25 protein-coding genes are annotated in these 23,168 nt (G+C 59.3%); 10 read left to right on the top strand and 15 right to left on the bottom strand.

The annotated features are described in order from the left end of the window. Positions 1 to 4: 4 nt before the first annotated feature. Positions 5 to 955 carry a homoserine kinase gene (locus tag FHL07_RS09280; RefSeq protein ID WP_095020623.1) on the top strand — a complete coding sequence of 317 codons (951 nt, stop codon included), beginning with the start codon at positions 5 to 7 and terminating at the stop codon, positions 953 to 955. A 159-nt stretch (positions 956 to 1,114) separates the two neighbouring features. Here FHL07_RS09280 and FHL07_RS09275 read toward each other — a convergent pair whose 3' ends face one another. Then, complete coding sequence (locus FHL07_RS09275) at positions 1,115 to 2,035, bottom strand: zinc ABC transporter substrate-binding protein ZnuA (protein ID WP_095017886.1); 921 nt, start codon at positions 2,033 to 2,035, stop codon at positions 1,115 to 1,117. Positions 2,036 to 2,101: 66 nt separating this feature from the next. Here FHL07_RS09275 and FHL07_RS09270 point away from each other — a divergent pair, with 66 nt between their 5' ends. Genes FHL07_RS09270 through FHL07_RS09255 form a run of 4 tightly spaced genes read left to right on the top strand, consistent with a single transcriptional unit; the run spans position 2,102 to position 4,910 of the window. Beyond that, positions 2,102 to 2,584 (top strand): Fur family transcriptional regulator, encoded by a 483-nt coding sequence (locus tag FHL07_RS09270; RefSeq protein ID WP_094999679.1) that lies wholly within the window; start codon positions 2,102 to 2,104, stop codon positions 2,582 to 2,584. Then, positions 2,584 to 3,372, top strand: coding sequence for a zinc ABC transporter ATP-binding protein ZnuC (gene znuC, locus FHL07_RS09265; RefSeq protein ID WP_094999680.1), 789 nt, complete (start codon positions 2,584 to 2,586; stop codon positions 3,370 to 3,372). Before FHL07_RS09270 ends, znuC begins: the two co-directional genes overlap by 1 nt. Beyond that, positions 3,365 to 4,153, top strand: coding sequence for a zinc ABC transporter permease subunit ZnuB (gene znuB / locus FHL07_RS09260; RefSeq protein WP_094999681.1), 789 nt, complete (start codon positions 3,365 to 3,367; stop codon positions 4,151 to 4,153). Before znuC ends, znuB begins: the two co-directional genes overlap by 8 nt. 37 nt (positions 4,154 to 4,190) lie before the next feature. Further along, positions 4,191 to 4,910 (top strand): PA5502 family lipoprotein, encoded by a 720-nt coding sequence (locus FHL07_RS09255; protein ID WP_095020625.1) that lies wholly within the window; start codon positions 4,191 to 4,193, stop codon positions 4,908 to 4,910. Positions 4,911 to 4,970: 60 nt separating this feature from the next. Here the strand turns inward: FHL07_RS09255 and katE are convergent, their stop codons facing one another. Next, positions 4,971 to 7,163 carry a catalase HPII gene (katE, locus tag FHL07_RS09250; protein ID WP_254925214.1) on the bottom strand — a complete coding sequence of 731 codons (2,193 nt, stop codon included), beginning with the start codon at positions 7,161 to 7,163 and terminating at the stop codon, positions 4,971 to 4,973. A 199-nt stretch (positions 7,164 to 7,362) separates the two neighbouring features. Here katE and FHL07_RS09245 point away from each other — a divergent pair, with 199 nt between their 5' ends. The 3 genes from FHL07_RS09245 to FHL07_RS09235 all read left to right on the top strand — a co-directional run bounded on the left by FHL07_RS09245 (position 7,363) and on the right by FHL07_RS09235 (position 9,896). Next, entirely contained in the window at positions 7,363 to 8,370 is a 1,008-nt protein-coding gene (locus FHL07_RS09245; protein ID WP_094999684.1) for a methionine ABC transporter ATP-binding protein, read from the top strand. Next, on the top strand, positions 8,370 to 9,044 hold the full coding sequence (locus FHL07_RS09240; RefSeq protein ID WP_094999685.1) for a methionine ABC transporter permease: 675 nt from the start codon (positions 8,370 to 8,372) through the stop codon (positions 9,042 to 9,044). Before FHL07_RS09245 ends, FHL07_RS09240 begins: the two co-directional genes overlap by 1 nt. Positions 9,045 to 9,125: 81 nt before the next feature. Then, the gene (locus FHL07_RS09235) at positions 9,126 to 9,896 is read left to right on the top strand and encodes a MetQ/NlpA family ABC transporter substrate-binding protein (RefSeq protein WP_138738401.1); all 771 of its coding nucleotides are present in this window, start codon (positions 9,126 to 9,128) and stop codon (positions 9,894 to 9,896) included. Between the two features lie 138 nt (positions 9,897 to 10,034). Here the strand turns inward: FHL07_RS09235 and FHL07_RS09230 are convergent, their stop codons facing one another. The 9 genes from FHL07_RS09230 to coxB all read right to left on the bottom strand — a co-directional run bounded on the left by FHL07_RS09230 (position 10,035) and on the right by coxB (position 18,243). After that, positions 10,035 to 10,670: an SCO family protein gene (locus tag FHL07_RS09230; RefSeq protein WP_095017884.1), complete on the bottom strand. Its 636-nt coding sequence runs from the start codon at positions 10,668 to 10,670 to the stop codon at positions 10,035 to 10,037. After that, positions 10,667 to 11,554 carry a heme o synthase gene (gene cyoE, locus FHL07_RS09225; RefSeq protein WP_446730758.1) on the bottom strand — a complete coding sequence of 296 codons (888 nt, stop codon included), beginning with the start codon at positions 11,552 to 11,554 and terminating at the stop codon, positions 10,667 to 10,669. The genes FHL07_RS09230 and cyoE overlap by 4 nt, the downstream gene beginning before the upstream one ends. Next, a complete protein-coding gene (locus FHL07_RS09220) occupies positions 11,554 to 12,603 on the bottom strand; it encodes a COX15/CtaA family protein (RefSeq protein WP_138738399.1) in 1,050 nt (349 codons plus the stop codon). The genes cyoE and FHL07_RS09220 overlap by 1 nt, the downstream gene beginning before the upstream one ends. Positions 12,604 to 12,614: 11 nt before the next feature. After that, complete coding sequence (locus FHL07_RS09215) at positions 12,615 to 13,208, bottom strand: hypothetical protein (protein WP_094999690.1); 594 nt, start codon at positions 13,206 to 13,208, stop codon at positions 12,615 to 12,617. Next, on the bottom strand, positions 13,183 to 13,920 hold the full coding sequence (locus FHL07_RS09210) for an SURF1 family protein (RefSeq protein WP_095020627.1): 738 nt from the start codon (positions 13,918 to 13,920) through the stop codon (positions 13,183 to 13,185). Before FHL07_RS09210 ends, FHL07_RS09215 begins: the two co-directional genes overlap by 26 nt. After that, positions 13,917 to 14,804 (bottom strand): cytochrome c oxidase subunit 3, encoded by an 888-nt coding sequence (locus FHL07_RS09205; RefSeq protein ID WP_094999692.1) that lies wholly within the window; start codon positions 14,802 to 14,804, stop codon positions 13,917 to 13,919. The genes FHL07_RS09210 and FHL07_RS09205 overlap by 4 nt, the downstream gene beginning before the upstream one ends. 12 nt (positions 14,805 to 14,816) lie before the next feature. Beyond that, entirely contained in the window at positions 14,817 to 15,389 is a 573-nt protein-coding gene (locus tag FHL07_RS09200; RefSeq protein ID WP_094999693.1) for a cytochrome c oxidase assembly protein, read from the bottom strand. A 57-nt stretch (positions 15,390 to 15,446) separates the two neighbouring features. Beyond that, positions 15,447 to 17,036, bottom strand: coding sequence for a cytochrome c oxidase subunit I (gene ctaD / locus FHL07_RS09195; RefSeq protein ID WP_138738398.1), 1,590 nt, complete (start codon positions 17,034 to 17,036; stop codon positions 15,447 to 15,449). Between the two features lie 82 nt (positions 17,037 to 17,118). Next, positions 17,119 to 18,243: a cytochrome c oxidase subunit II gene (gene coxB / locus FHL07_RS09190; protein ID WP_138738397.1), complete on the bottom strand. Its 1,125-nt coding sequence runs from the start codon at positions 18,241 to 18,243 to the stop codon at positions 17,119 to 17,121. 346 nt (positions 18,244 to 18,589) lie between these two features. Here coxB and FHL07_RS09185 point away from each other — a divergent pair, with 346 nt between their 5' ends. Beyond that, positions 18,590 to 19,225 carry a hypothetical protein gene (locus FHL07_RS09185; RefSeq protein ID WP_094999696.1) on the top strand — a complete coding sequence of 212 codons (636 nt, stop codon included), beginning with the start codon at positions 18,590 to 18,592 and terminating at the stop codon, positions 19,223 to 19,225. 116 nt (positions 19,226 to 19,341) lie between these two features. Here FHL07_RS09185 and FHL07_RS09175 read toward each other — a convergent pair whose 3' ends face one another. Genes FHL07_RS09175 through FHL07_RS09165 form a run of 3 tightly spaced genes read right to left on the bottom strand, consistent with a single transcriptional unit; the run spans position 19,342 to position 21,224 of the window. Beyond that, a complete protein-coding gene (locus FHL07_RS09175; protein WP_094999697.1) occupies positions 19,342 to 20,055 on the bottom strand; it encodes a carbonic anhydrase in 714 nt (237 codons plus the stop codon). A gap of 42 nt (positions 20,056 to 20,097) precedes the next feature. Next, entirely contained in the window at positions 20,098 to 20,592 is a 495-nt protein-coding gene (locus tag FHL07_RS09170) for a DUF523 domain-containing protein (protein WP_094999698.1), read from the bottom strand. Beyond that, complete coding sequence (locus FHL07_RS09165; RefSeq protein WP_094999699.1) at positions 20,589 to 21,224, bottom strand: 2OG-Fe(II) oxygenase; 636 nt, start codon at positions 21,222 to 21,224, stop codon at positions 20,589 to 20,591. The genes FHL07_RS09170 and FHL07_RS09165 overlap by 4 nt, the downstream gene beginning before the upstream one ends. A 153-nt stretch (positions 21,225 to 21,377) precedes the next feature. On the opposite strand from FHL07_RS09165, the gene FHL07_RS09160 reads away from it, so the two are divergent. Beyond that, the gene (locus FHL07_RS09160; protein ID WP_095017878.1) at positions 21,378 to 22,130 is read left to right on the top strand and encodes a hypothetical protein; all 753 of its coding nucleotides are present in this window, start codon (positions 21,378 to 21,380) and stop codon (positions 22,128 to 22,130) included. A 19-nt stretch (positions 22,131 to 22,149) separates the two neighbouring features. Here the strand turns inward: FHL07_RS09160 and FHL07_RS09155 are convergent, their stop codons facing one another. Next, positions 22,150 to 23,091: an alpha/beta hydrolase gene (locus tag FHL07_RS09155; RefSeq protein ID WP_133144103.1), complete on the bottom strand. Its 942-nt coding sequence runs from the start codon at positions 23,089 to 23,091 to the stop codon at positions 22,150 to 22,152. Positions 23,092 to 23,168: the final 77 nt, after the last annotated feature.

Raw genomic sequence — 23,168 nt, 5'->3', positions numbered from 1 at the left:
AATCATGTCTGTATTCACCCCACTGACTCGCAGCGAGTTGGAAACCTTCCTTGCGCCTTATGAACTCGGCCGTTTGCTCGATTTCCAGGGGATTGCTGCGGGCAGCGAAAATACCAACTACTTCATCAGCCTGGAGCGCGGTGAATTTGTCCTGACCCTGGTTGAGCGTGGGCCGGTCAAAGAGATGCCGTTCTTTATCGAGTTGCTGGATGTGCTGCATGACGCCGACCTGCCGGTGCCATTCGCCTTGCGCACCGTTGACGGCCAGGCCCTGCGCGAACTCAAGGGCAAGCCGGCGCTGCTGCAGCCGCGCCTGGCGGGCAAGCATATTCGTGAGGCCAACGCCCAGCATTGCGCCCAGGTTGGGGAACTGCTCGGCCACTTGCATACCGCGACCCGCAACAACGTACTGGAACGCAAGACAGACCGCGGCCTGGACTGGATGCTGGCTGAAGGTCCTGCCTTGATGGCTGGTTTGTCGCCTGATTCAGCAGATTTGCTGCAAAAGGCGCTGCAGGAAATTACTGAGCGCAAGGCGCAGATTCTGGCGCTGCCCCGGGCGAACCTGCATGGCGACCTGTTTCGTGATAACGCGATGTTTGAAGGCACTCATCTGACCGGGCTGATCGATTTTTACAACGCCTGCTCGGGCCCGATGCTGTACGACGTGGCCATTGCCCTGAATGACTGGTGTGCAGACGAAGACGGTCAGATCGATGCTCCCCGCGCCCGTGCGCTGCTGGGCGCCTATGCCGCCCTGCGTCCGTTCACTGCCGCCGAGGCCGAGTTGTGGCCAACCCTGTTGCGCGTTGCTTGCGTGCGGTTCTGGCTGTCGCGCCTGATCGCAGCCCAGACCTTTGCCGGTCAGGACGTGCTGATTCATGATCCGGGCGAGTTTGAAAAACGCCTGGCTTTGCGTCAGACGGTGACCGTACAGCTGCCGTTCGCGTTGTAACAAACACTGAAATCAATTGTGGGAGCGGGCTTGCTCGCGATTGTAGCGACGCGGTGTATCTGAACAACCGCGTCGATCCAATCGCGAGCAAGCCCGCTCCCACAGAGGTTCTGGCAAGCCGCAACTTTTGTGAATGTCACACAATCTGTGGGAGTCGGCTTACAAGCTTTCCAGACACCCCGCCAGGTCATTGCCGAGTTTTTCCAGCAACTGCTCATACCCCTGCGCCGTCGCCGGGGTGTAGCCACCCAGGGCATCCAGCTCCGCCAACTTGACCGGCAACCCGGCCGTCAGGGTGTCAGCCAGGCGCGGACGCAGCGGCGGATCGCTGAATACACAGGTCTTGCCCACTTCCTGCAGACGCTTGCGCATGGCGGCTACGTGCTGGGCGCCCGGCTGAACTTCCGAAGCCACACTGAAGGTGCCCGTGTGCTTGATGCCGTAAGCGCTTTCAAAATAGTCGTAGCCTTCGTGGAAGACGAAGAACGGTTTGTCGGCAATCCCGGCCAGTCGCGTTTTGAGGCGCGCATTCAACGCATCCAGGCGTTCATTGAAGGCCTTGAGATTGCTTTGATACCTGGTCGCATTGGCAGGGTCTTTTTCACTCAGGTCCGCCGCCATTTTCGCGGCGATCACCCGCGCATTGTCCGGAGCCAGCCACAAGTGTGCATCCAGGGTGCCGGGACGATGATCGTGATCATGTTCGGCGGCATCTTCTTCGTGCGAATGGCTATCTTCGGCGAAATGACGCAATTTCAAGCCCGGCAGGGTTTGTACCGTAACCGATGGCAGGGTGCGGCCCTTGATCACTCGTGGCAGAAACCCTTCCATGTCCGGACCGATCCAGTAGAGAAGGTCTGCTGACTGCACGCGCCGTACGTCGGATGGGCGCAGCGCATAGTTATGCGGTGAGGCATTGGGCGGTAAAAGCACCTCCGGATGCCCCACGCCGTCCTGCACGGCAGCGGCAATCAGTTGCAGGGGCTTGATGCTGGTCAGCACGTTGACCTCGGCCCGGGCCGGGCTGATCACAAGCAAACTGGCGCTTAGAGCAAGAAAAAGGGAAAAAAGACGGGGCACGATAAGCACTCATGATGGCTGAAACAGGTAACATAATAACGTCTCTCTCAATAATCGTCGCCGCCCATGCCTATAACACCGCTTGCCAGCCGTCCCCACGACCATTCTCATTGTGTCCATAGCGCCCTGACCGAGGCCGATGCCTTGTGTGCGCAAAAGGGCCTGCGCCTGACCGCCTTGCGTCGACGGGTGCTTGAGCTGGTGTGGCAAAGCCACAAGCCGCTGGGTGCCTACGACATTCTTGCAGTACTGAGCGAGCAGGATGGCCGTCGCGCTGCGCCGCCTACCGTTTATCGGGCTTTGGACTTCCTGCTCGACAATGGCCTGGTGCACCGCATTTCCTCACTCAACGCTTTTGTTGGCTGCAGCCACCCCGAGCACCCGCACCAGGGCCAGTTCCTGATTTGCCGCAACTGCCACGCCGCCATCGAGCTTGAGCAAAAGTCCATCAGCGACGCAATTATCAATAGCGCCCGGGATGTCGGCTTTACTGTCGAAGGCCAGACTGTCGAAGTGGTCGGTTTGTGTTCGGGTTGCCGGGAGGCCTGATGAGCGCTGCACTGATTCGCCTGCAACATGTCACTGTGACCTATGCCGGACAAAACGTACTCGACAATATCGAGCTGAGCGTTGAACCGGGCCAGATCGTGACCCTGATCGGTCCCAACGGCGCCGGCAAGACCACGCTGGTCAAAGCCGTGCTCGGCCTGCTCAAGCCCACCAGCGGCAGCGTATGGCGCAAGCCCAAGCTGCGCGTGGGCTATATGCCGCAAAAGCTTCACGTTGACCCGACACTGCCATTGTCCGTGTTGCGCTTTTTGCGCCTGGTGCCCGGTGTAGACCGTGCCCAGGCCCTTGAGGCGCTAAAGGAAGTCGGTGCTGAAAAGGTCATCGATAGCCCGGTGCAAAGCGTGTCCGGTGGTGAAATGCAGCGCGTGCTGCTGGCCCGCGCCCTGCTGCGCAAGCCCGAATTGCTGGTGCTCGACGAGCCGGTGCAAGGCGTGGACGTGGCCGGTCAATCGGAGCTGTATGCCCTCATCACCCGCCTGCGCGACCGCCACGGCTGCGGCGTGCTGATGGTCTCCCACGATTTGCATCTGGTGATGAGCACCACCGATCAGGTGGTATGCCTCAACCGCCACGTCTGTTGTTCGGGCCATCCCGAGCAGGTGAGTGGTGACCCGGCTTTCGTTGAGCTATTTGGCAAAAACGCACAAAGCCTGGCGATTTATCACCACCATCACGACCATGCTCATGACTTGCATGGCTCAGTGGTTAGCGAAAATAACCCGGCGGCATCCGCCCACGTTCATGGAGAAGGCTGCAAGCATGGCTGATTTTCTGCTTTACGCCCTGCTGGCAGGTCTGGCTTTGGCAATAGTTGCAGGCCCTTTGGGGTCATTCGTGGTGTGGCGGCGCATGGCCTACTTCGGCGACACGTTATCGCACGCAGCCCTGTTGGGCGTAGCCCTGGGGTTCCTGCTGGATATCAGCCCGACCATTGCCGTGACCGTGGGCTGCCTGTTGCTGGCGGTGCTGTTGGTCACGCTGCAGCAGCGACAGTCGCTGGCATCCGACACACTGCTCGGAATTCTCGCCCCCAGCACCTTGTCCCTCGGGCTGGTCGTACTAAGCTTCATGCATGAAGTGCGGATCGACCTGATGGCGTATTTGTTTGGTGACCTGCTGGCCATCAGCCCAACCGACCTGATGTGGATCCTGGGTGGCAGCGCGACGGTTCTGGCCTTGCTGGTTGCACTGTGGCGACCATTGCTGGCGATCACCGTGCATGAAGAGCTGGCCATGGTTGAAGGCCTGCCCGTGGCGGCGTTACGATTGGCCCTGATGCTGTTGATTGCGGTGGTGATTGCCGTGGCGATGAAAATCGTCGGCGTGTTGCTGATTACCTCCTTGCTGATTATTCCGGCGGCCGCGGCCCAGCGTCATGCTCGCTCGCCGGAGCAAATGGCACTGGGCGCCAGCGCACTGGGCATATTGGCCGTAGTGGGTGGCCTTGCGCTGTCATGGTTTAAGGACACGCCAGCAGGCCCGTCGATTGTGGTGTGTGCCGCAGCACTGTTTTTGTTGAGTTTTGTTCTACCCCGTCGAGGGGTGTAGACTTGCTTGTTTTTTGCGCACTTAGAGAGCCGCAGGAATGAAGCTGTTCAACTCCCGTTACTTGCTCCTGGCCGCATTTTCTCTGCTGCTGGGCGCCTGCCAAAGCACGCCGTCGGCCGACACTACTGCCGCCGCCGCACGCGCTACGGCCATCGCACAGCTGGAGCAAAACCTGGCCAGCAGTGAACTCGCGACCGCTGAAGACCAATTGAGCGCCTTGCAGACGCAAACCCCGGATGATCCGCAGTTGGTGCAGTACCAGCGCCAACTGGCCGAGGCCTACCTGCAACGCAGCCAGATCGTCCTGCAAAAGGGTGATGTCAACGCGGCAGCTACCGCCCTGAGCCGTGCCCGCGCCCTGATGCCCAAGGCCCCTGCACTGACCGGTGGGGTCAATAGCGCCATTGCCCAGGCCCGCAAGGCCGAGCTGGACAAGGCTGAAGCCGCCCTCAAGGCTGCCGAGGCCCGACCACCGGCCAAGGTGATCGACCCGGCGGCCGAAAGCACCACCGTTGCACTGAACATCAACGATATTGCCAAACTTCGCCATCAACTGGATTTGATCGCGCAAGATATCGTCAATTACCAGTGCGCCGTCAGCCTGCAGGTTCCGCGTACGGCGGATTATCCATGGCTGGCCACACTGATCAGCAAGCGGGTTAAAAAGATCGACCCCGGGTTTGACCTCAAGCTGAACCGTCAAGTCATTCGCCACGTACCCGCACAAATGGTGCTGATCCCCAGCAAACCGGAATAAAACATCCGGGCATGAAAAACCCGTAGCAGCCAAAGGCTGCTACGGGTTTTTTGTTTTCGGCTAGGCCGGTATTGCCTTGGCCCTGGCCTCCCGTGACCACACGCGGTGTTGCCCGATGGCTGCAAAAAAGGCTTTTAGATCCTGGGCATCCTTGATCGCCAGCAACCCTTCATCTGCCTGTAGGTGCAGCACGTCCAGCAGTTGTCTGGCATCACCCTGCAAGGCGATGGCCTTGAGGTGCTTGTACGCTTCCAGCAGGTAGTGCAAGGCCACTCCGTCGCCGCTCAGTGCCTTGATCGACGCCGCGCCACCCGGTACGTACACCGCGTCGAACGCCACCGAAGGCAAGCCTTCCATCGACGCATCCACAGCCAGCAATGTGCCGTCAGCGGTTTTCACCGGGGCTGACGTCGGCCCCAGCAATTTGGCGTGGGCACCCTCTGCTGCAAGCGCCTGTTTCAGCGCATCGATCGCTTTGCCATCCACCCCGTTGGCCGCCAGGATCGCCACTTTTCGGGTTTTGATATTCCCTGCCAGCAGATTGGCCTGGCTCAGGGCCGGCGACTGGGTAAAGCGAGTCTTGCGCTCAGCTACCGTACCGGCCTTGGGTGCGGGCAAGCCCAGATTTTCGGCGACGCGCCTGGCCAGGCCCAAATCAATATTGGCCAGAATCTCATTCACCTGCCGCGCACGGATAGACTCGCGCTCAACTTTACCCAGCTCAAAGCTGTAGGCAGCAATGATGTGCTCTTGCTCATGGTTGCTCATGCTGTTGAAGAACAGCCGCGCCTGGGAGAAATGGTCACCGAATGATTCGCTGCGCTGACGGATTTTGTTGGCGTCGATGCGTTCCGGGTAACTCTCAAAACCGCCGTCACTGGCCGCCGGTGGGGTTTCTTTTGGCCAGCCGCCATCGATCGAGTTGGGTTCGTAGGCTGCACGCCCCTTGTGGAGGGTGCTGCGGTGCTGGGCATCACGCTGGTTGTTGTGGAATGGCGCCACCGGACGGTTGATCGGGATCTCATGAAAATTCGGCCCGCCAAGGCGACTGATCTGCGTATCCGTATAGGAAAATAGGCGCCCTTGCAGCAACGGGTCATTGGAAAAGTCGATCCCTGGAACAATGTGGCCAGGGCAGAAGGCGACTTGTTCGGTTTCTGCGAAAAAATTGTCCGGGTTGCGGTTGAGGACCATTTTTCCCAATGGCGTAATCGGTATCAGTTCTTCCGGGATCAGCTTGGTCGGGTCAAGGATATCGAAATCAAACTTATGCTCATCTTCCTCCGGGATGATCTGGACACCGAACTCCCACTCCGGGTAATCGCCCGTCTCAATGGCGTCCCACAGGTCACGGCGATGGAAGTCCGTGTCTTTGCCTGCGAGCTTCTGCGCTTCGTCCCACACCAACGAGCAAGTGCCTACACTTGGGCGCCAGTGAAATTTGACGAAGTTAGACTGGCCTTGCGCGTTGATGAAACGAAAGGTGTGCACGCCGAAGCCCTGCATGCTTCTCAGGCTTTTCGGAATGGCCCGGTCGGACATGGCCCAAATGACCATGTGAGCGGATTCCGGAACCAGTGAGACAAAGTCCCAGAAGGTGTCATGGGCCGAGCCGCCAGTAGGGATTTCATTGTGTGGCTCAGGTTTTACAGCATGTACAAAGTCTGGAAACTTCACCGCATCCTGTATGAAAAATACCGGCATATTGTTCCCGACCAGATCGAAGTTACCTTCGTCGGTGAAAAACTTGACCGCGAAACCGCGAACATCACGCACCGTATCCCCGGAGCCCCGCGGGCCTTGCACGGTGGAGAAACGCACGAATACGGGGGTTTGCTTGCCGGGGTCCTGCAAGAATCCTGCTTTGGTCAGTGCGCTGTGGGACTTGTACGCCTGAAAATAACCATGAGCACCAGTGCCTCGCGCATGCACGATGCGCTCGGGAATACGCTCATGGTCAAAATGCGTGATCTTCTCGCGCATGATGAAGTCTTCGAGCAGCGACGGCCCGCGCGAACCGGCCTTGAGGGTGTTCTGATTGTCAGCAATCTTCACCCCTTGGTTGGTTCGTAAGGCCTGATCGGTGGCGTCGTCGCGAAAGGTTTCAAGGCTTTCCAGTTTGACGTTGGTGTTACCACGATCCAGGGTGTCGGTGCCGGCCATCTGGCTCTTGTTGGAAGACGGTTTTTTGCTGCTCATCAGACTAAACTCCTTGTATGCGAAAGCCCTGTGATAAGGGCTTTGTAGACAAATACCGCCCAAGCGGATGCGAGTTGCCTAAGTACTGACGTCTGGCCGTTACCGTCGTTCCTTTTTTCTGACCTTTAGTCGTCTTATTGCCAAATCAAAGGTTTGTGCGCAAATAAATGCTAAGTGCATCTATACGGACAGGCTAAAATGCGCGCCCGGCTTACCGCTGAACTTCTATTTACGCGCCCACAAGGTTCGCTACGTGATTGAGTTTCATAACGTTCATAAAACTTACCGGGTTGCCGGTAAGGACATCCCCGCGCTGCACTCCACCACTTTGCGTGTTGAGAGCGGCCAGGTGTTCGGCCTGATAGGCCACTCCGGTGCGGGTAAAAGTACATTGCTGCGCCTGATCAACCGCCTCGAAACGCCGAGCGGCGGCAAAATCATCGTCGATAACGAAGACGTAACCGCGATGGACGCCAACGGCCTGCGCCGTTTCCGTCAGCAGGTCGGCATGATTTTCCAGCACTTCAACCTGCTGGCTTCCAAGACCGTGGCCGATAACGTCGCGATGCCTCTGACACTGGCCGGTGAATTGTCCCGCAGTGCCATTGATAAGCGCGTTGCAGAGTTGCTCGAGCGCGTGGGCCTGTCTGATCACGCCAAAAAATACCCGGCGCAACTTTCAGGCGGCCAGAAACAGCGTGTGGGCATTGCCCGTGCGCTGGCCACCAAGCCAAAAGTGTTGCTGTGCGACGAAGCCACCAGCGCCCTCGACCCGCAAACCACCGCCTCGGTGCTGCAATTGCTGGCCGAGATCAACCGTGAGCTGAAGTTGACCATCGTGCTGATCACCCACGAGATGGATGTTATCCGTCGCGTGTGTGACGAAGTGGCAGTGATGGACGCGGGGGTGATCGTTGAGCAAGGCCCGGTGGCCGATGTATTCCTGCACCCCAAGCACCCGACCACCAAGCGTTTTGTGCAGGAAGACGAGCAGATCGACGAGAGTGAGCAGCGCGACGATTTCGCTCATGTACCTGGTCGCATCGTACGCCTGACCTTCCAGGGCGAAGCTACCTACGCACCGCTGCTGGGCACCATCGCCCGCGAAACAGGTGTGGACTACAGCATCCTGGCCGGTCGTATTGACCGCATCAAAGACACCCCTTATGGGCAATTGACCCTCGCCATCACCGGTGGCGATATGAAAGCGGCGTTCGCCCGCTTCGTTGCCGCTGACGTTCATATGGAGGTGCTGCGCTAATGGACGCTTTCTTGAGTTTTTTCTCCAATATCGACTGGCTGGAAATCTGGCTGGCTACCGGCGACACCCTGATGATGCTCGGCGGTTCGCTGCTGTTTACCATCGTGTTGGGCCTGCCGCTTGGCGTGCTGCTGTTTTTGTGCAGCCCGCGCCAACTGTTTGAACAAAAGGCGGTGTATGCCTTTCTGTCGCTGGCGGTGAACATTCTGCGCTCGCTGCCGTTCATCATCCTGCTGATTGTGATGATCCCCTTCACGGTACTGATTACCGGCACCTCGCTGGGCGTTGCCGGCGCCATCCCACCACTGGTGGTCGGCGCCACGCCGTTCTTCGCCCGTCTGGTGGAGACTGCCTTGCGTGAAGTGGACCGCGGCATCATCGAGGCGACCCAGGCCATGGGCGCCAGCACGCGGCAGATCATCACCAGCGCCCTGTTGCCTGAGGCGCGCCCTGGTATCTTTGCGGCGATCACCGTGACCGCCATTACCCTGGTGAGCTACACCGCGATGGCCGGTGTGGTGGGCGCAGGTGGTCTGGGCGATCTGGCGATCCGCTTCGGTTATCAGCGCTTCCAGACCGACGTGATGATCGTCACGGTGGTGCTGCTGCTGATTCTGGTGCAGATTCTGCAAACCGTTGGCGACAGGCTGGTGGTGCATTTTTCGCGCAAGTAAGTACCCCCCGGATTAATAAACGTAACCGCCAGCCTGTGGCTGGCAGATACCTGATTTCAGGTATTCCCAAGGAGTTGCTGCATGAAGAAGTTATTTGCTGCTGTGGCCGCTGTTGCGGCGTTCTCGGCCCACGCGGGCGATCTGTCGGTTGCGGCCACCCCAGTGCCTCACGCCGAAATCCTGGAGTTCGTGAAACCTGCACTGGCCAAAGAGGGTGTAAACCTCAAGGTCAAGGTGTTCACCGACTACATCCAGCCAAACGTGCAGGTGGCCGAAAAGCGCCTGGACGCCAACTTCTTCCAGCACCAACCGTACCTGGATGAGTTCAACAAGGCCAAGGGCACCCACCTGATCAACGTTGCAGCCGTTCACCTGGAGCCGCTGGGCGCTTACTCGAGCAAGTACAAAAAGCTGGATGAAATCAAAGACGGTTCTACCGTGGTGATCCCGAATGACGCCACCAACGGCGGCCGTGCGCTGTTGTTGCTGGATAAGGCCGGGCTGATTACGCTCAAGGACAAGACCAACATCCTGTCGACACCCAAAGACATTACCACCAACCCCAAGAAGCTGAAGTTCCGCGAGTTGGAAGCAGCCACCATTCCACGGGTGCTGACCCAGGTTGATCTGGCGCTGATCAACACCAACTACGCGCTGGAAGCCAAGCTGAACCCGGAAACAGACGCACTGGTCATCGAAGGCAGCGACTCGCCTTACGTGAATATTCTGGTAGCTCGCCCGGATGACAAGGACTCGGCTGACATGCAAAAGCTGGTTGCAGCCCTGCACAGCCCGGAAGTGAAAGCGTTCATTCTTGAGAAGTACAAAGGCGCCATCGTTCCGGCGTTCTGACACCCACTGTCGGAGCAATCCCGCCCCTCTGTGGGAGCGGGCTTGCTCGCGATGGCCTCATTGCGGTTTGTCTGAAAGACCGTGTCGCCTGCATCGCAGGCAAGCCAGCGCCCACCCAGTAACCTGCAGCCCCCCTCCTTACTTGCGTTCAACCAATCCCGGCAACTGGGCAACCATCTTCTGGTTGTTGAACGGTGCGCGGATAAACCCTCGCTGAGTGCCGTCCGGCCCGATCAGCGCCAGATTGCCACTGTGATCCACCGTGTAGTTCGCCTTGCTGGTATCGGCGGGAATAAACGGGATGCTCACCGCGTTGGCGAGTGTCTGCAGCTCTTCAATGGAGCCCGGCGTCAGCCCCACAAACTGCGGGTCAAAGTAGCCCAGGTATTGCTTGAGCTGCTGCGGCGTGTCGCGATGGGGATCAACGCTGACCAGCACGATCTGCAGCTTGTCCTGTACCTCTTTGGGCAGCTCGCTTTTGATCTGGCGCAGTTGGGCGAGGGTGGTCGGGCAGATGTCCGGGCAGAAGGTGTAGCCAAAAAACAGCATGCTCCATTTGTCTTTCAGCGCGTTCATCACCACCGGCTGACCATCCTGGTTGGTCATCGTCACGTCCGGCAGTTGGCGGCTTTGCGGCAGCAAAATGATCCCGGCATCGATCAGTGACGTGTTATCGCCCTGGTTTTTACCCGACATCATTTTGTTAAACGTCAGGCCCATGACCAAGGCCACCAGCGCAACGAGAATAAAGACGGTCTTTTGAATTTTAGTCATAGGTTCAACATCAGATAGTGGTCGACAAGCAGCGCGATAAACAGCAGGAACAGGTAGTAGATAGAGTACTTGAACGTGTTGATCGCCGCGTGCGGCTGGGTGCCACGGTACAGCACCCACGCCCAATGCAGAAAGCGTGCGCCCAACCCTAGCGCACAGCCCAGATAGAGCAAGCCGCTCATATGGATCACAAACGGCAGCAGACTCACTGCCAGCAGGGCACAGGTGTACAGCAGGATATGCACCTTGGTGTAGTGTTCGCCGTGAGTGACCGGCAGCATCGGGATATCGGCCTTGGCGTATTCTTCCTTGCGATGAATGGCCAGGGCCCAGAAATGCGGCGGGGTCCAGGCGAAGATGATCAACACCAGCAGCAACGGCTCGGCGGTGACCTGCCCGGTAACCGCCACCCAACCCAGCAGCGGTGGGGCAGCCCCGGCGAGCCCCCCGATAACGATATTTTGCGGTGTGGCCCGTTTCAAAAAACCGGTGTAGATCACCGCATAGCCGAGCAACGACGCCAGCGTCAGCCAGGCTGTCAGCGGATTGGTAAACACCAGCAGCAATCCCATGCCCGCCAGCGCCAGCAACAGAGCGAAGGTCAGCGCAGCAACCGGCGACACTCGCCCCTGTGCCAGCGGGCGCTTGTGGGTGCGGGCCATGACGGCGTCAATGCGCCGGTCCACTACATGATTGACTGCGGCCGCAGCACCGGCACACAGGCTGATGCCCAGATTGCCGAAGATCAGCACCGGCCAGGGCACGCCGGCGCGGGTCGCCAGGAACATGCCCACCAGCGACGTAATCAGCATCAAGACCAGCACCTTGGGCTTGGTCAGCTCCAGATAATCGCGCCACAACGCCCGCTGTGCATGCTCGCCCATCAAGGTCGCCACGGTTGTTCTCCTTTGAGGCTGTAGGTCCAGCGGGAAAATCGTGGCGCCCGGGCCCGTACCAGCACTGCGCGCGCATGGTAATTGACCAGCACCAGGGTCAGCAGCAAAGCCGCCCCCCCGGCGTTGTGGGCCACCGCCACTGCCAGCGGCAAGCCAAACAGCACATTGCTCAGGCCCAGGCCGATCTGTGCCGCCAGCGCCACCAGCAGTAACCCCGCAAGACGGCTCATGCCGACCTTGCGTAATTGCCAGGCCAGACCCAGCAGCACGCCGGTCAGCAGCATGGCGCCCAAACGATGGGTGAGGTGAATCGCTGTACGGGCTTCGCTGTCCAGTTGCCCACCCAGATAGTTGGGGCCAATGTGCTGAGTCAGATGAAAACCATTGGCGAAATCGGCTTCAGGCCACCATTGGCCATGGCAGGTCGGCACATCAATACACGCCACGGCGGCATAGTTGGAGCTGACCCATCCCCCCAATGCGATCTGCAGGATTGCCAGCATCAGCCCGGCGCTGGCCCAACGTTGCAAACGCCGCGGTACCGCCAGCGCGGGCAATACGCCAGAGAGGCGCAAGGTCAGCAAAAACAGCAAACTCAAGGTGGCAAAGCCGCCGAGCAGATGCCCGGTGACAACCTGCGGCCATAGTTTGAGCGTCACCGTCCACATGCCAAAGGCCGCCTGGGCGATCACCACTAGCAGAATAAACAGCGGCAGCTTGAGCGGCTGATCGGGCAAGTGCCGCTGCCGCCAGGCCCGGGCCGCCAGGAGTGCGATCAACAGGCCCAGGGTGCCCGCGAAGTAACGATGGGTCATCTCGCTCCACCCTTTATCGGCCTCCACCGGGGCATCGGGAAAATGCAGCTCGGCATGGGCCAGTTGCGCCTCGGTCTTGGGCACGCTGATAAAACCGTAGCAGCCCGGCCAGTCAGGGCAGCCCAGCCCTGCATGGGTCAGGCGGGTGTAGGCGCCGAGCAGCACCACCACCAGCGCCAGCAAGGTGGCAAGCAAGGCGAGACGAAATCCGGCTTTGGCCATGGCGTAGCCCTCTATCCGATATTGGACAGCTTCAGCAGCAGGCGCAGGTCGTTGAGCACGTCCTTGCCGATCACCCCGTAGGCGTAGCGCAGCACCAGATTGCCGTGGGGGTCGATGATCCACAGTTGCGCTGCACCGTTGCCCTCGGCTCCCTGCGTATAAGTTGGCAGGTCCAGGGCGTAGCGCTGCAGTTGCGGGTATTCGAGTTGCAGCTTGGCCGCGTAGGCCGCATCCACGGGGTGTGCCGCTGCCAGTGCGTGGGTTGCGCGGGAGGCATCGCGACCCAGGCCGATCTGCAGCTGGCGGGCCAGGTACACCAGTTGCTGGCAATCCGTAGCGCAACCCTGAGGCGCGGTCACCAGCAGCTGCCAGCGTTGTTCATCGGCCGTCACCCCAAGGGCAGCGCGGCTTTGCCCGTTGCCGATTAGCTCGCCGTGGTAGCTGCGGCTTTCGGGCAGCCAGAATTTGAGTTGGTACATGCATGTGGCCAGCACCATGGGGCCGATAGTGAGCAGCAGGATAAGGATCAGTTGCAAGCGCCCGCGCCGTCGTGTGGTCGGGGGCAGGGTGCGTGTGCTTTCAGGCGGATTGATGGCCGTTCCCATGGCGTTTCTCCTGAGCAGTGTGCCAGCCGAGATACAGATAAAGACCGAGTAACGCCAGTGCCATGGCGAACCATTGCACGGCATAGGCAGTGTGTTTTTCCGGGCCCATGCCCGTGGAGATCAGTGGCCAGTCGGCCAGATACGCTGCGGGCCCGGGGGCGATGCGCACCTCGTCGGCAAAGCCTTCACGGCCCAGTTCGGCCCACAGTTTGGCTGGCATCACAGCCGTCACCAGCCGTGGCCAGGGCGCGCCCAGCGGGTCGGGGTGCAGCTGGAAGGGCGTTCCCGGTGATTCGTAGACCCAGGCCTGAATATCCAGTATCTGCTCCGGGGTGCTGAACTCGGGTGGCTTAAGGCGGCTCGGCCATGGCAACCAGCCGCGATTAAGCCACAGCCACTGGCCGCTGGCCTGATCCTGAAAGGGTTGCAGCAACTCCACACCGACCTTGCCATCGCGCATGCGGTTGTCCAGGAGCAGGCTGTGTTGACCGTCGAAATGGCCGCGCAGCTGCACGCGGCGAAAGGCCGGATCATCGAAGGTGAGCAATTGCCCGACGGTCACCGGTGCAGCCACCTGACGCTCGGCGTAGTGGTTGAGCAACTCACGCTTTTGCTCGCCCCGGTCAAGCTGCCAGAAGCCCAGAAACACCAGCAGCGGCAGCACCGCCAACACCACCAGCGTGGGGGCAAAACCAGGGCGAAAGCGCGTCATAGCACGTAAACAAACAAGAACAGGCCGAGCCACACAACATCAACAAAATGCCAGTACCAGGTTGCGGCCTGGAATCCGAACTGGTGCTCGGCATTGAAGTGGCCGCGCACAATACGGATCAGCATGATCAGCAAAATCAGCGCGCCGATGGTCACGTGGGCACCGTGAAAACCGGTGAGCATAAAGAAGGTCGCACCATAGATGCCTGAGCCCAGAGTCAACCCCAGCTCTTTGTAGGCGTGAACATATTCCTCGGCCTGGAACCCCAGGAAGCCTGCACCCAGCAACACCGTCAGCCCCAGCCAGAACTTCAACGCGCCGCGATGGCCCTTGTTCAGTGCATGGTGGGCAATGGTGAGGGTAACGCTGGAACTGACCAGCAATACGGTATTAAGCAGCGGCAAGCCCCACGGGCTGATGGTCCCTTTGGGGGGCGGGTACAGGGCAGGGTCGGGGGTGTGCAGCAGTGGCCAGGTGAACTGAAAGTCGGGCCACAGCATATGTGCCACTGCCTTGCTGCCTTCGCCCCCCAACCACGGGCCGGCAAAGTGGCGTACATAAAACAGCGCACCAAAAAAGGCGAGAAAGAACATCACCTCGGAAAAAATAAACCAGGTCATGCCCCAGCGAAAGGAGCGATCGAGCTGCGAGCTGTAAAGCCCGGCGCGACTCTCTTTGATCACCGCGCCAAACCAGCCGAACATCATGTAGGCAACGATCAGACCGCCGACGAAAAAGATCAGCGGCCCGTGGGATTCAGGCCGCGCCGCCTTCAGATCGTTGAACCATGTCCCCAGTCCATACACCGTGACCAGCAAGCCAATGGTGGCAATGATCGGCCACTTGCTTTGCGCCGGTACGTAGTACTGATCGTGAGTTGCCATGGGGCGTTCTCCTTATCGGGAAGGCTGGTCAGCGGCCTTGCCGGCGATGGCGGCGACGGGCGGATGGCGAGCGGTGATATCGAACAGCGTGTAAGCCAGCGTCAGGTGTTTCACATCCTTGGGCATGGCCTGATCGACGATAAAGCGCATGGGCATTTCGATCCGTTCACCCGGTTGCAGCACCTGTTGGGTAAAGCAAAAGCACTCGGTCTTGTGGAAGTACCGGGCCGCTTCGGCGGGCGAAATGCTCGGCACTGCCTGCGCTGACATCGGTTGACCGGTAGGGTTGTAGGCAACAAAGACCATCTCGTTGACCGCGCCCGGATTGACCACCAGTTGATCGCCCTTGGGGTAGAACTCCCACACCATGTCGATGGCATTGGTAGACAGGAATTGCACCCGTACCTGACGGCTCGGGTCGACCACTTGCTCCCCTTCGTACTGCCCGGCGGTCTTGCCATTGATGCCGAAGGCCTTGCACATCACGTCGTAAATCGGCACCAGGGCAAAGCCAAAGGCAAACATCACCACCACCAGCAGCGACAGGCGCAGGACCAGGCGTTTGATGGGGGTTGAGTTGTTCACGCTTGATCTCCTTGGAGCAAAAGCCCCTCTCCCAAAGGGAGAGGGGACTTTGACCTTTCACTTGATTTCCGGCGGCGTGGTAAAGGTGTGGTACGGCGCGGGCGAAGGCACGCTCCATTCCAGACCTTCGGCGCCGTCCCACGGCTTGGCCGGTGCTGGCGGCCCACCGCGGATGCATTTGATGACAATAAACAGGAACAAAAACTGCGTCGCTCCAAACATGAACCCACCAATCGACGACACCATGTTGAAATCGGCAAATTGCAGGTTGTAGTCCGGAATCCGCCGCGGCATACCCGCCAGTCCGACAAAGTGCATCGGGAAGAACGTCAGGTTCATGCCCACAAAGGACAGCCAGAAGTGCAGCTTGCCCAGGGTTTCGTCGTACATGTGGCCGGTCCATTTCGGCAGCCAGTAGTAGGTCGAAGCGAAGATGCCAAAGATTGCCCCCGGCACCAGCACATAGTGGAAATGCGCCACCACAAAATAGGTGTCGTGGTACTGAAAGTCCGCCGGAGCAATGGCCAGCATCAACCCGGAAAACCCGCCGATGGTGAACAGAATCACAAAGGCCACGGCAAACAGCATCGGCGTTTCAAAGGTCAGTGAGCCTTGCCACATGGTGCTGGCCCAGTTGAACACCTTGACCCCGGTGGGCACCGCGATCAGCAGCGTGGCGTACATGAAGAACAGCTCGCCCACCAGCGGAATGCCCACCACAAACATATGGTGCGCCCATACGATAAACGACAGGAAGGCGATGCTGGCCGTGGCGTAGACCATCGAGGTGTAGCCAAACAGCGGCTTGCGCGAGAAGGTTGGAATGATCGCGCTGACGGCACCGAAGGCCGGCAGGATCATGATGTACACCTCGGGATGGCCGAAAAACCAGAACACATGCTGGAACAGCACAGGGTCACCGCCACCTGCGGCGCTGAAAAAGCTGGTGCCGAAGTGGATATCCATCAGCATCATCGTCACCACGCCCGCGAGCACCGGCATTACCGCAATCAGCAGAAAGGCGGTGATTAACCAGGTCCAGACAAACAGGGGCATTTTCATCAGGGTCATGCCGGGGGCGCGCAGGTTGAGGATGGTGGCGATCACGTTTATCGCGCCCATGATCGAGCTGATGCCCATCAAATGGATTGCAAAAATGAAAAAGGTCACGCTTTCGGATGCGTAGGTCGTGGACAGCGGCGCGTAGAACGTCCAGCCGAAGTTGGGCCCACCCCCGGCGGTGAATAGCGTCGAAATCAGCAGTAAAAATGCAGCGGGCAACAGCCAGAAGCTGAAGTTGTTCATCCGTGGCAAGGCCATGTCCGGTGCGCCGATCATCAGCGGGATCATCCAGTTGGCCAGGCCGACAAACGCCGGCATCACCGCGCCGAAGACCATGATCAGACCGTGCATGGTGGTCATCTGGTTGAAAAAGGCCGGGGCCACGATCTGCAGGCCGGGCTGGAACAGCTCGGCGCGAATCACCATGGCAAACGAGCCGCCAAGCAGAAACATGCAGAAGCTGAACCACAGGTACAAGGTGCCGATGTCCTTGTGGTTGGTGGTCAGCACCCAGCGCATCAGGCCTTTGGCCGGGCCATGGGCCTGACCGTCTGCATGGCCGTGGTCATCGATAACAGCACTCATGTCCTGACTCCTGCAAACAGCTGGACCAAGAAGCCAGTGGCAGATTGCCCCCGACCGTTACGTGCACACATCCCCGGGCGGCTCATTTGCCTTGTTCCTGCTTGAGCGCCAGCACGTCTTTTGGTGTCACCATGTCGCCCTTGTTGTTGCCCCAGGCGTTGCGCTCGTAAGTCACCACCGCAGCGATGTCGACTTCCGACAGTTGCTTGCCGAAAGCGGCCATGGCGGTACCCGGTTTGCCGAAGAACACGCGGTGCAGGTGGTCGGCGGCAGGGCCGGTGGCAACAGGTGAACCCTTGAGTGCCGGGAACATCGGCGGCAGGCCCTGGCCCTGAGCCTGGTGACAGGCCACGCAGGCGGTGTGATAGACCTTGTCGCCACGCGCCACCAACTCGTCGAGGGTCCACTCTTTACTGGTCAACTCCTTGAGTTGCGCGGCCTGGGCCTTGCGTTCGGTCAACCAGGCGTCGTAATCGGCCCTGGTTTTGACATCAACCACAATCGGCATAAAGCCGTGGTCCTTGCCACACAGTTCGGCGCACTGGCCGCGGTAAAGGCCAGGCTTCTCGACGCGGGTCCAGGCCTCGTTGATAAACCCCGGAATGGCGTCACGTTTGACTGCAAAAGCCGGCACCCACCAGGAATGGATGACATCGGCCGAGGTCACCAAAAACCGCACCTTGGCGCCTATGGGCAAAACCAGCGGTTCATCGACCTCGAGCAGGTAATGCTCGCCCTTGGGGGCCTGGTTGTGGATCTGGTCGGCGGGGGTGGCCAGGTTGCTGAAAAACTCGACGTCCTGGCCCAGGTATTTGTAATGCCATTTCCACTGATAGCCAGTGACCTGGATATCCACATCCGATTCACTGCTGTCATAGATATGGATCAGGGTGCGGGTCGCGGGTACAGCCATGGCGATCAGGATCACCAAGGGGATGACTGTCCACAGGATTTCGACTCTGGTGCTCTCATGAAACCTGGCCGGTTCCTGGCCGGTGGAGCGACGGTGGACGATCATCGACCAGAACATGGCCCCGAAGACGATGATGCCGATCACCACACAGATCCAGAAGATGGTCATGTGCAGGTCGAAGACCGCATGACTGACTTCGGTTGCACCTGGCGTCATATTCACGGTCCAGGCCGCTTGTGCCTGGCTGAACACTGACCACAACAGCAGGCCCATCCATAACTGTGGATGTCGCATCGCGGTGTTCCCCTTTATTTTTCTTGTTATTGCGCCGGTCTGCATCTGTACACGGGCAGCGCTACAAGGGGGCGGTGTTCCAACCAGCTGTTCCTTACCGCCGAGCCTCGTCTGCTCAAGCAGTCGGGCGTCATCGAATAACGGTTACAAAAACGAGTATAGACACAGGGCCCGGCCCCGCAATATGAGGGGCCAAAACAATGAAATAAGGGGCCATCGACAAATGGCACTCACTGCCCGGTCACAAAATGAATGACAATACTCCCCCTGAAAAACCCCTCTCCTTGACCTGAGAGGGCTACTTTTTTAAAAGTACCCCCCTGTCTAGCACCCCCCTGGAGTTCCCATGAACACCGCCGCCATCCGCGTGCAGATCTCGCGTGCCCAAGACCATGAGGCTGAAACGGGCCTGCTCGCCAAGCATCTGGCCGCTCAATTGCCACACCTTCACACCGCCATCCAATTGCCTGAAGTCGACCGTAATGTGGTGATGACGCGTTTCGTCAGCGCCTATATCGACCAGGTGCCCGACTTGCTCGATGCGGCCAATGAAGTCGCTCGCGAGGCCGGTATCGAGTCGCAGATCAAGCCGATCCTGAAAATCGCCGAGCAATTCTTTGCCCAGCCATTGCCGCTGCTCGTTGGCCACGAAGGGCTGGAGGGTTTGCTGGACGAAGCGTACCTGGCGCACCGCCTGGTCGAAGAGGTCAACGACCTCTATATCAAGCACTTCCAGCAGCCGTTGATTCCGCTGGACATGACCGTGGCCAACCTGATCGCCCACCAGTTGATTGGCGAAGACTTTGCCAACCAGCTGGATGCCGCCGTGCATCATGCGGTTGACCTGATGCTCAACGAAGAGAGCTTTGCCCTGGAGTCGGTCGAAGCCTATCGCGAGCGCCTGACCAGCCCTGAAACGGGCGCAGCCTGGAAGCGCTGGCCGTGCCTGTCCAAGCAATTGGGTGTTGGCCTGGCGTTGTAAGATTTTTGCAGGCTTTTTGTGGGAGCTGGCTTGCCTGCGATGCAGACGCTGCGGTTTAACTGACATACCGCGCTGATGCAATCGCGAGCAAGCCCGCTCCCACCGCTCATGCGCGTTTAAAACCGCGCTTTGGGCGTCGCGCTCGGGATCGGGCTGGTGCCGTCCAGTGGCAGGAATTCGCCCTTGTCGGCGTCGTAGGCCTTGATTGCGCTGGTTTCGATGTCGTAGACCCAGCCATGGATAAACAGATGCCCATTGGCCATACGCGACGCTACCGACGGGTGCGTGCGCAAGTGCTGCAGCTGGGCAATCACGTTTTCTTCGGTCAGCACGTGCATGCTTTCAGATTCATTGGCGCAGTTGCAGTTGTCCTGCACCATGGTCTTGGCCACTTCCACGTGGTGCAGCCAGGCCTTTACCGTCGGCATTTTTTTCAAGCTGGCGGGGTTGAGCACGGCGCGCATCGCGCCACAATCGGAATGCCCGCAAATGATGATGTGCTGCACGCCCAGTGCCAGTACCGCGTACTCGATCGCCGTGGAAACACCACCGTTCATCTGGCCGTAAGGCGGTACAACGTTGCCGACGTTACGGGTCACGAACAGATCGCCCGGTGCGCTCTGGGTGATCAGCTCCGGCACGATGCGCGAATCGGCACAGGCAATAAACATCGCACGGGGGTTTTGCGCCGTGGCCAGCTTTTTGAAAAAGGCTTCTTGTTCAGGGAAGATTTCGTGATGAAAGTGCAAAAAACCATCAACGATATGGTGCAGTGCTGAATCGGCACTTTCAGCTGCGGCCGAGGGCTGCGATTTAGGCTTGTCAGTCATCGTTGTATCCCTGGGCAATGTGATGACGGATATTACCTGAACTCATTTCTGCGTCAAAACACCCAGTGCTTTGGCCGCTTCTTCGAGCTCCAGCTCACTGAATACCTGCACCCCTGCACGGGTCAGCAAGGCTGCAGTCACGCCCTGCCCCTCGACTTTGACACCCCTAAAGCTGCCGTCATAGGTCAGTCGATTGCCGCAGGACGGGCTGTTGGCCTTGAGAATGGCAATGCGGATGCCGTGGCGCTCAACCAGCGCCAGTGCCTGACGCGCGCCGGACACAAACGCCTCGGTTACGTCTTCGCCTTCAGTGGTAATGACTGCAGCCTTACCCGCGAGCACCTCGACCCCTTGGCCGCCGGGGATCTCTGCTGCAGCGCGTGGCGTGGGCAAGCCGCCCGCCACTTCCGGGCACAAGGCAATCACCCGGCCTTCGGCCTGCCATTGCGCCAGTAGTGCATAGGGGCCGCTGGCGCCGCCGTCGTAGCGCACGCGATGCCCCAGCAGGCAGCGACTGACCAGTACTTTGGGGCTCATACAAACACCTCGGTGGCACGACGGCGAAACCAACCGGTCAACGACAGACGGTCACGGGTCGCAGGCATGACTTCATGGGGGATTTCGCCCGAGAGAAAGACCACCAGACACCCGCCGGTCGGCAACACGTCATAGTCGATATCGCCGTCCAGGTACATGCGCAAATGCCCACCATGCTCGGGCAGCCAGCCCTGGTTGAGATAGACCACAGCCGAAACCATGCGCCGGTCATCATCCCGAAAGCGGTCCAGATGCTTGAGGTAAAACGCACCGGGCGGGTAGAGCGCAAAGTGGCTTTCAAAGTCCTCCAGGCCCAAAAAAAGCCTGCGATTCATGGCGATTCGCAGGCTTTCCATTAACCCCAGGTAACTGTCGCAAGCCAGCGCCTCTCCCGGCTCCAGCCATTGGATATGGTCACCGCGTATTCCCTCGCGTACCTCCTGAGTCACACCGCGGCCGACCGCTGCCGGGGTCAGTTCGCCTTCAGCTGAACGTTTATGGCACTCAGCCGCCAGTTCGAGGGTCAGAGCCTCGGGCAGGAAAATATTTTGCTGTGACCATCCCTGCGTATACAGGTCGTCGACGATGCGTAGCAACAGCGGGTGATCAGAGGGTATTTGCATGGCGCGCATAGTATCGAGCCGCCTCAAAATCTGACAGCTCCGTCTAGCTGGCAATGTCGAAATAAATCACCTGCACGCTTTAATGCCCATATGAGCGAGACGAATTCTCGACAAGTCCTACGCCACACCCGGACAATAGCGCCCTGCAGACAGGAGCCCCTCATGCGCCGCTTGTTTTTACTGTTAATGATGTTTTGTACGTTACCCGCATGGGCAGACAACCTTGATGATCTGTTTACGGTCGCCGGCTGGCCGCAACAACGTGAGCACTTCAATGATGCGCTGGGCGCTGCTCAGGAGCGTTATCGCAACAATTTGCCGCCAGCGGTCTACCAGGCGTTGGTCAACAACAGTAGCCAGCGTTTTGCACCTGCGGCGATGGATAAGCGGGCCAAGGAACAGATGCGTAACAACTTGCCTGATCCGAAGCCGGCGCTGGTGTTTTTCCGCTCGCCATTGGGCGGCAAAATTGTCGCCGCCGAGCTGTTGGCCACGCGCCGCGATCAATTGGCCATGCATGCGCAGGGCCTGCCGCGCATGGACGCCGACGCTACCCGCCAGTTGCTGATCAATCATTTGTCTCGCGCACTGCCTGCCCGTGAAGCCGGGGCCGAAGTCAGCCTGGCGATTGCCGGTGTTGCCGCGGACAGCTTGAGTTCGATGATCCCGGGGCTATTGGGTGGCGGGCAAGCGCAGAGCATGTTGAACGGGCAGCGCCAGCGGTTGATGGATCAGATCGGCGGCGAGCTGGATAACACCTTGCTCTACGTGTATCGCGATCTGTCTGACCCGGAGCTGGAAGAGTTCGTTACCTTTGCGCAATCGCCTGAAGGCAAGACCTATTATCAAGCAGCCCTGGCAGCGGTTCGCGCCGGGCTGGCAGTGGGGCAAAGCACTGCCAACCTGAACCCATAGGACAGCGCCCTTCAGGGTCTCAGAAATACTTGTCCAGAAAAGCGAAATATCGCTCACGTATCTCGGGCGTTTCATTCGCCAGATGGTGCCGGGCTTCAGGCAACAGCAGTGTCTGCGGCTGATTGAACTTGGCCTTGAGCACCTCAAGGTTATGCTGCCAATCCACCGTTTTATCGTCCTGGCCCTGAATCACCAGCGGCTGCCGCGCACTCGGTGCCGCGCCTTCAATTCGCGGGATCCAGCGCGCCAGGGCACCCACCCAGGCCGTCGGCAAGCGCACCGGTTGCAGAGGGTCGGCTTGCAGAAACGGCAAAAAAGCCGGGTCGTTGGAGTTTTCGCTAAAACGCCGGGCAATGCCTTTGACGAACGGGCGCAGCAGGTAGTAGCTGAGTTTCGACCAGCTCCAGCCCTTGGGTCGCACCAGGGGCGAAAGCAGTATTGCCTGGCCCTGTGCCGGGCTTTGCGCACCGCAGCGCAACAGGTGATCGAGCACAATCGCTCCCCCCGTGCTTTGCCCGCACAGATGCCAGGGCTGCGGCAACTGCAATGATTGCGCTTCGATAAACAGGCCTTGCAGCACCGCCTGGTACCGCGCGAAATCGTCGATACTGGCCCGCTCGCCACTGGACAGCCCGTGCCCCGGCAGATCACAGGCGATCACTACAAATCCGTGGTCCAGCCCCCATTCGATCACATGCCGGTAAAGCCCCATATGATCGTAAAACCCGTGAATCACAAACAAGGTCGCCACGGGTGACGAGGCTGGCCACCACACCTGACTGACGATCTCGTAACCCCCCGCAGTGAAGCGCCCCAACTGACGTTTGACTGGCGCCTGACGATGGGGAAAATCCAGACCGTAATAACGCTGATACGCCAGGGCTTCACTCGATAACGGCTGGCCCGCAGCCAGCGGCTGCAGGCTGGCGCGCAAGGAATCGGGAGAAAACAGGGCAGGCATAGAGGCTTCCAGACAGGGCGCAGGCGCGCAAAACAGGCTTTATAGACCTTCAATATTCATCTGTCAGGTCAAGCATG

This window comes from Pseudomonas sp. FSL W7-0098, from assembly GCF_005930585.1.
In the GTDB taxonomy this organism is placed as follows: domain Bacteria; phylum Pseudomonadota; class Gammaproteobacteria; order Pseudomonadales; family Pseudomonadaceae; genus Aquipseudomonas; species Aquipseudomonas bubulae.
Note: the sequence above shows the minus strand (reverse complement) of the source record. Positions and strands in the feature narration are given on the sequence as shown.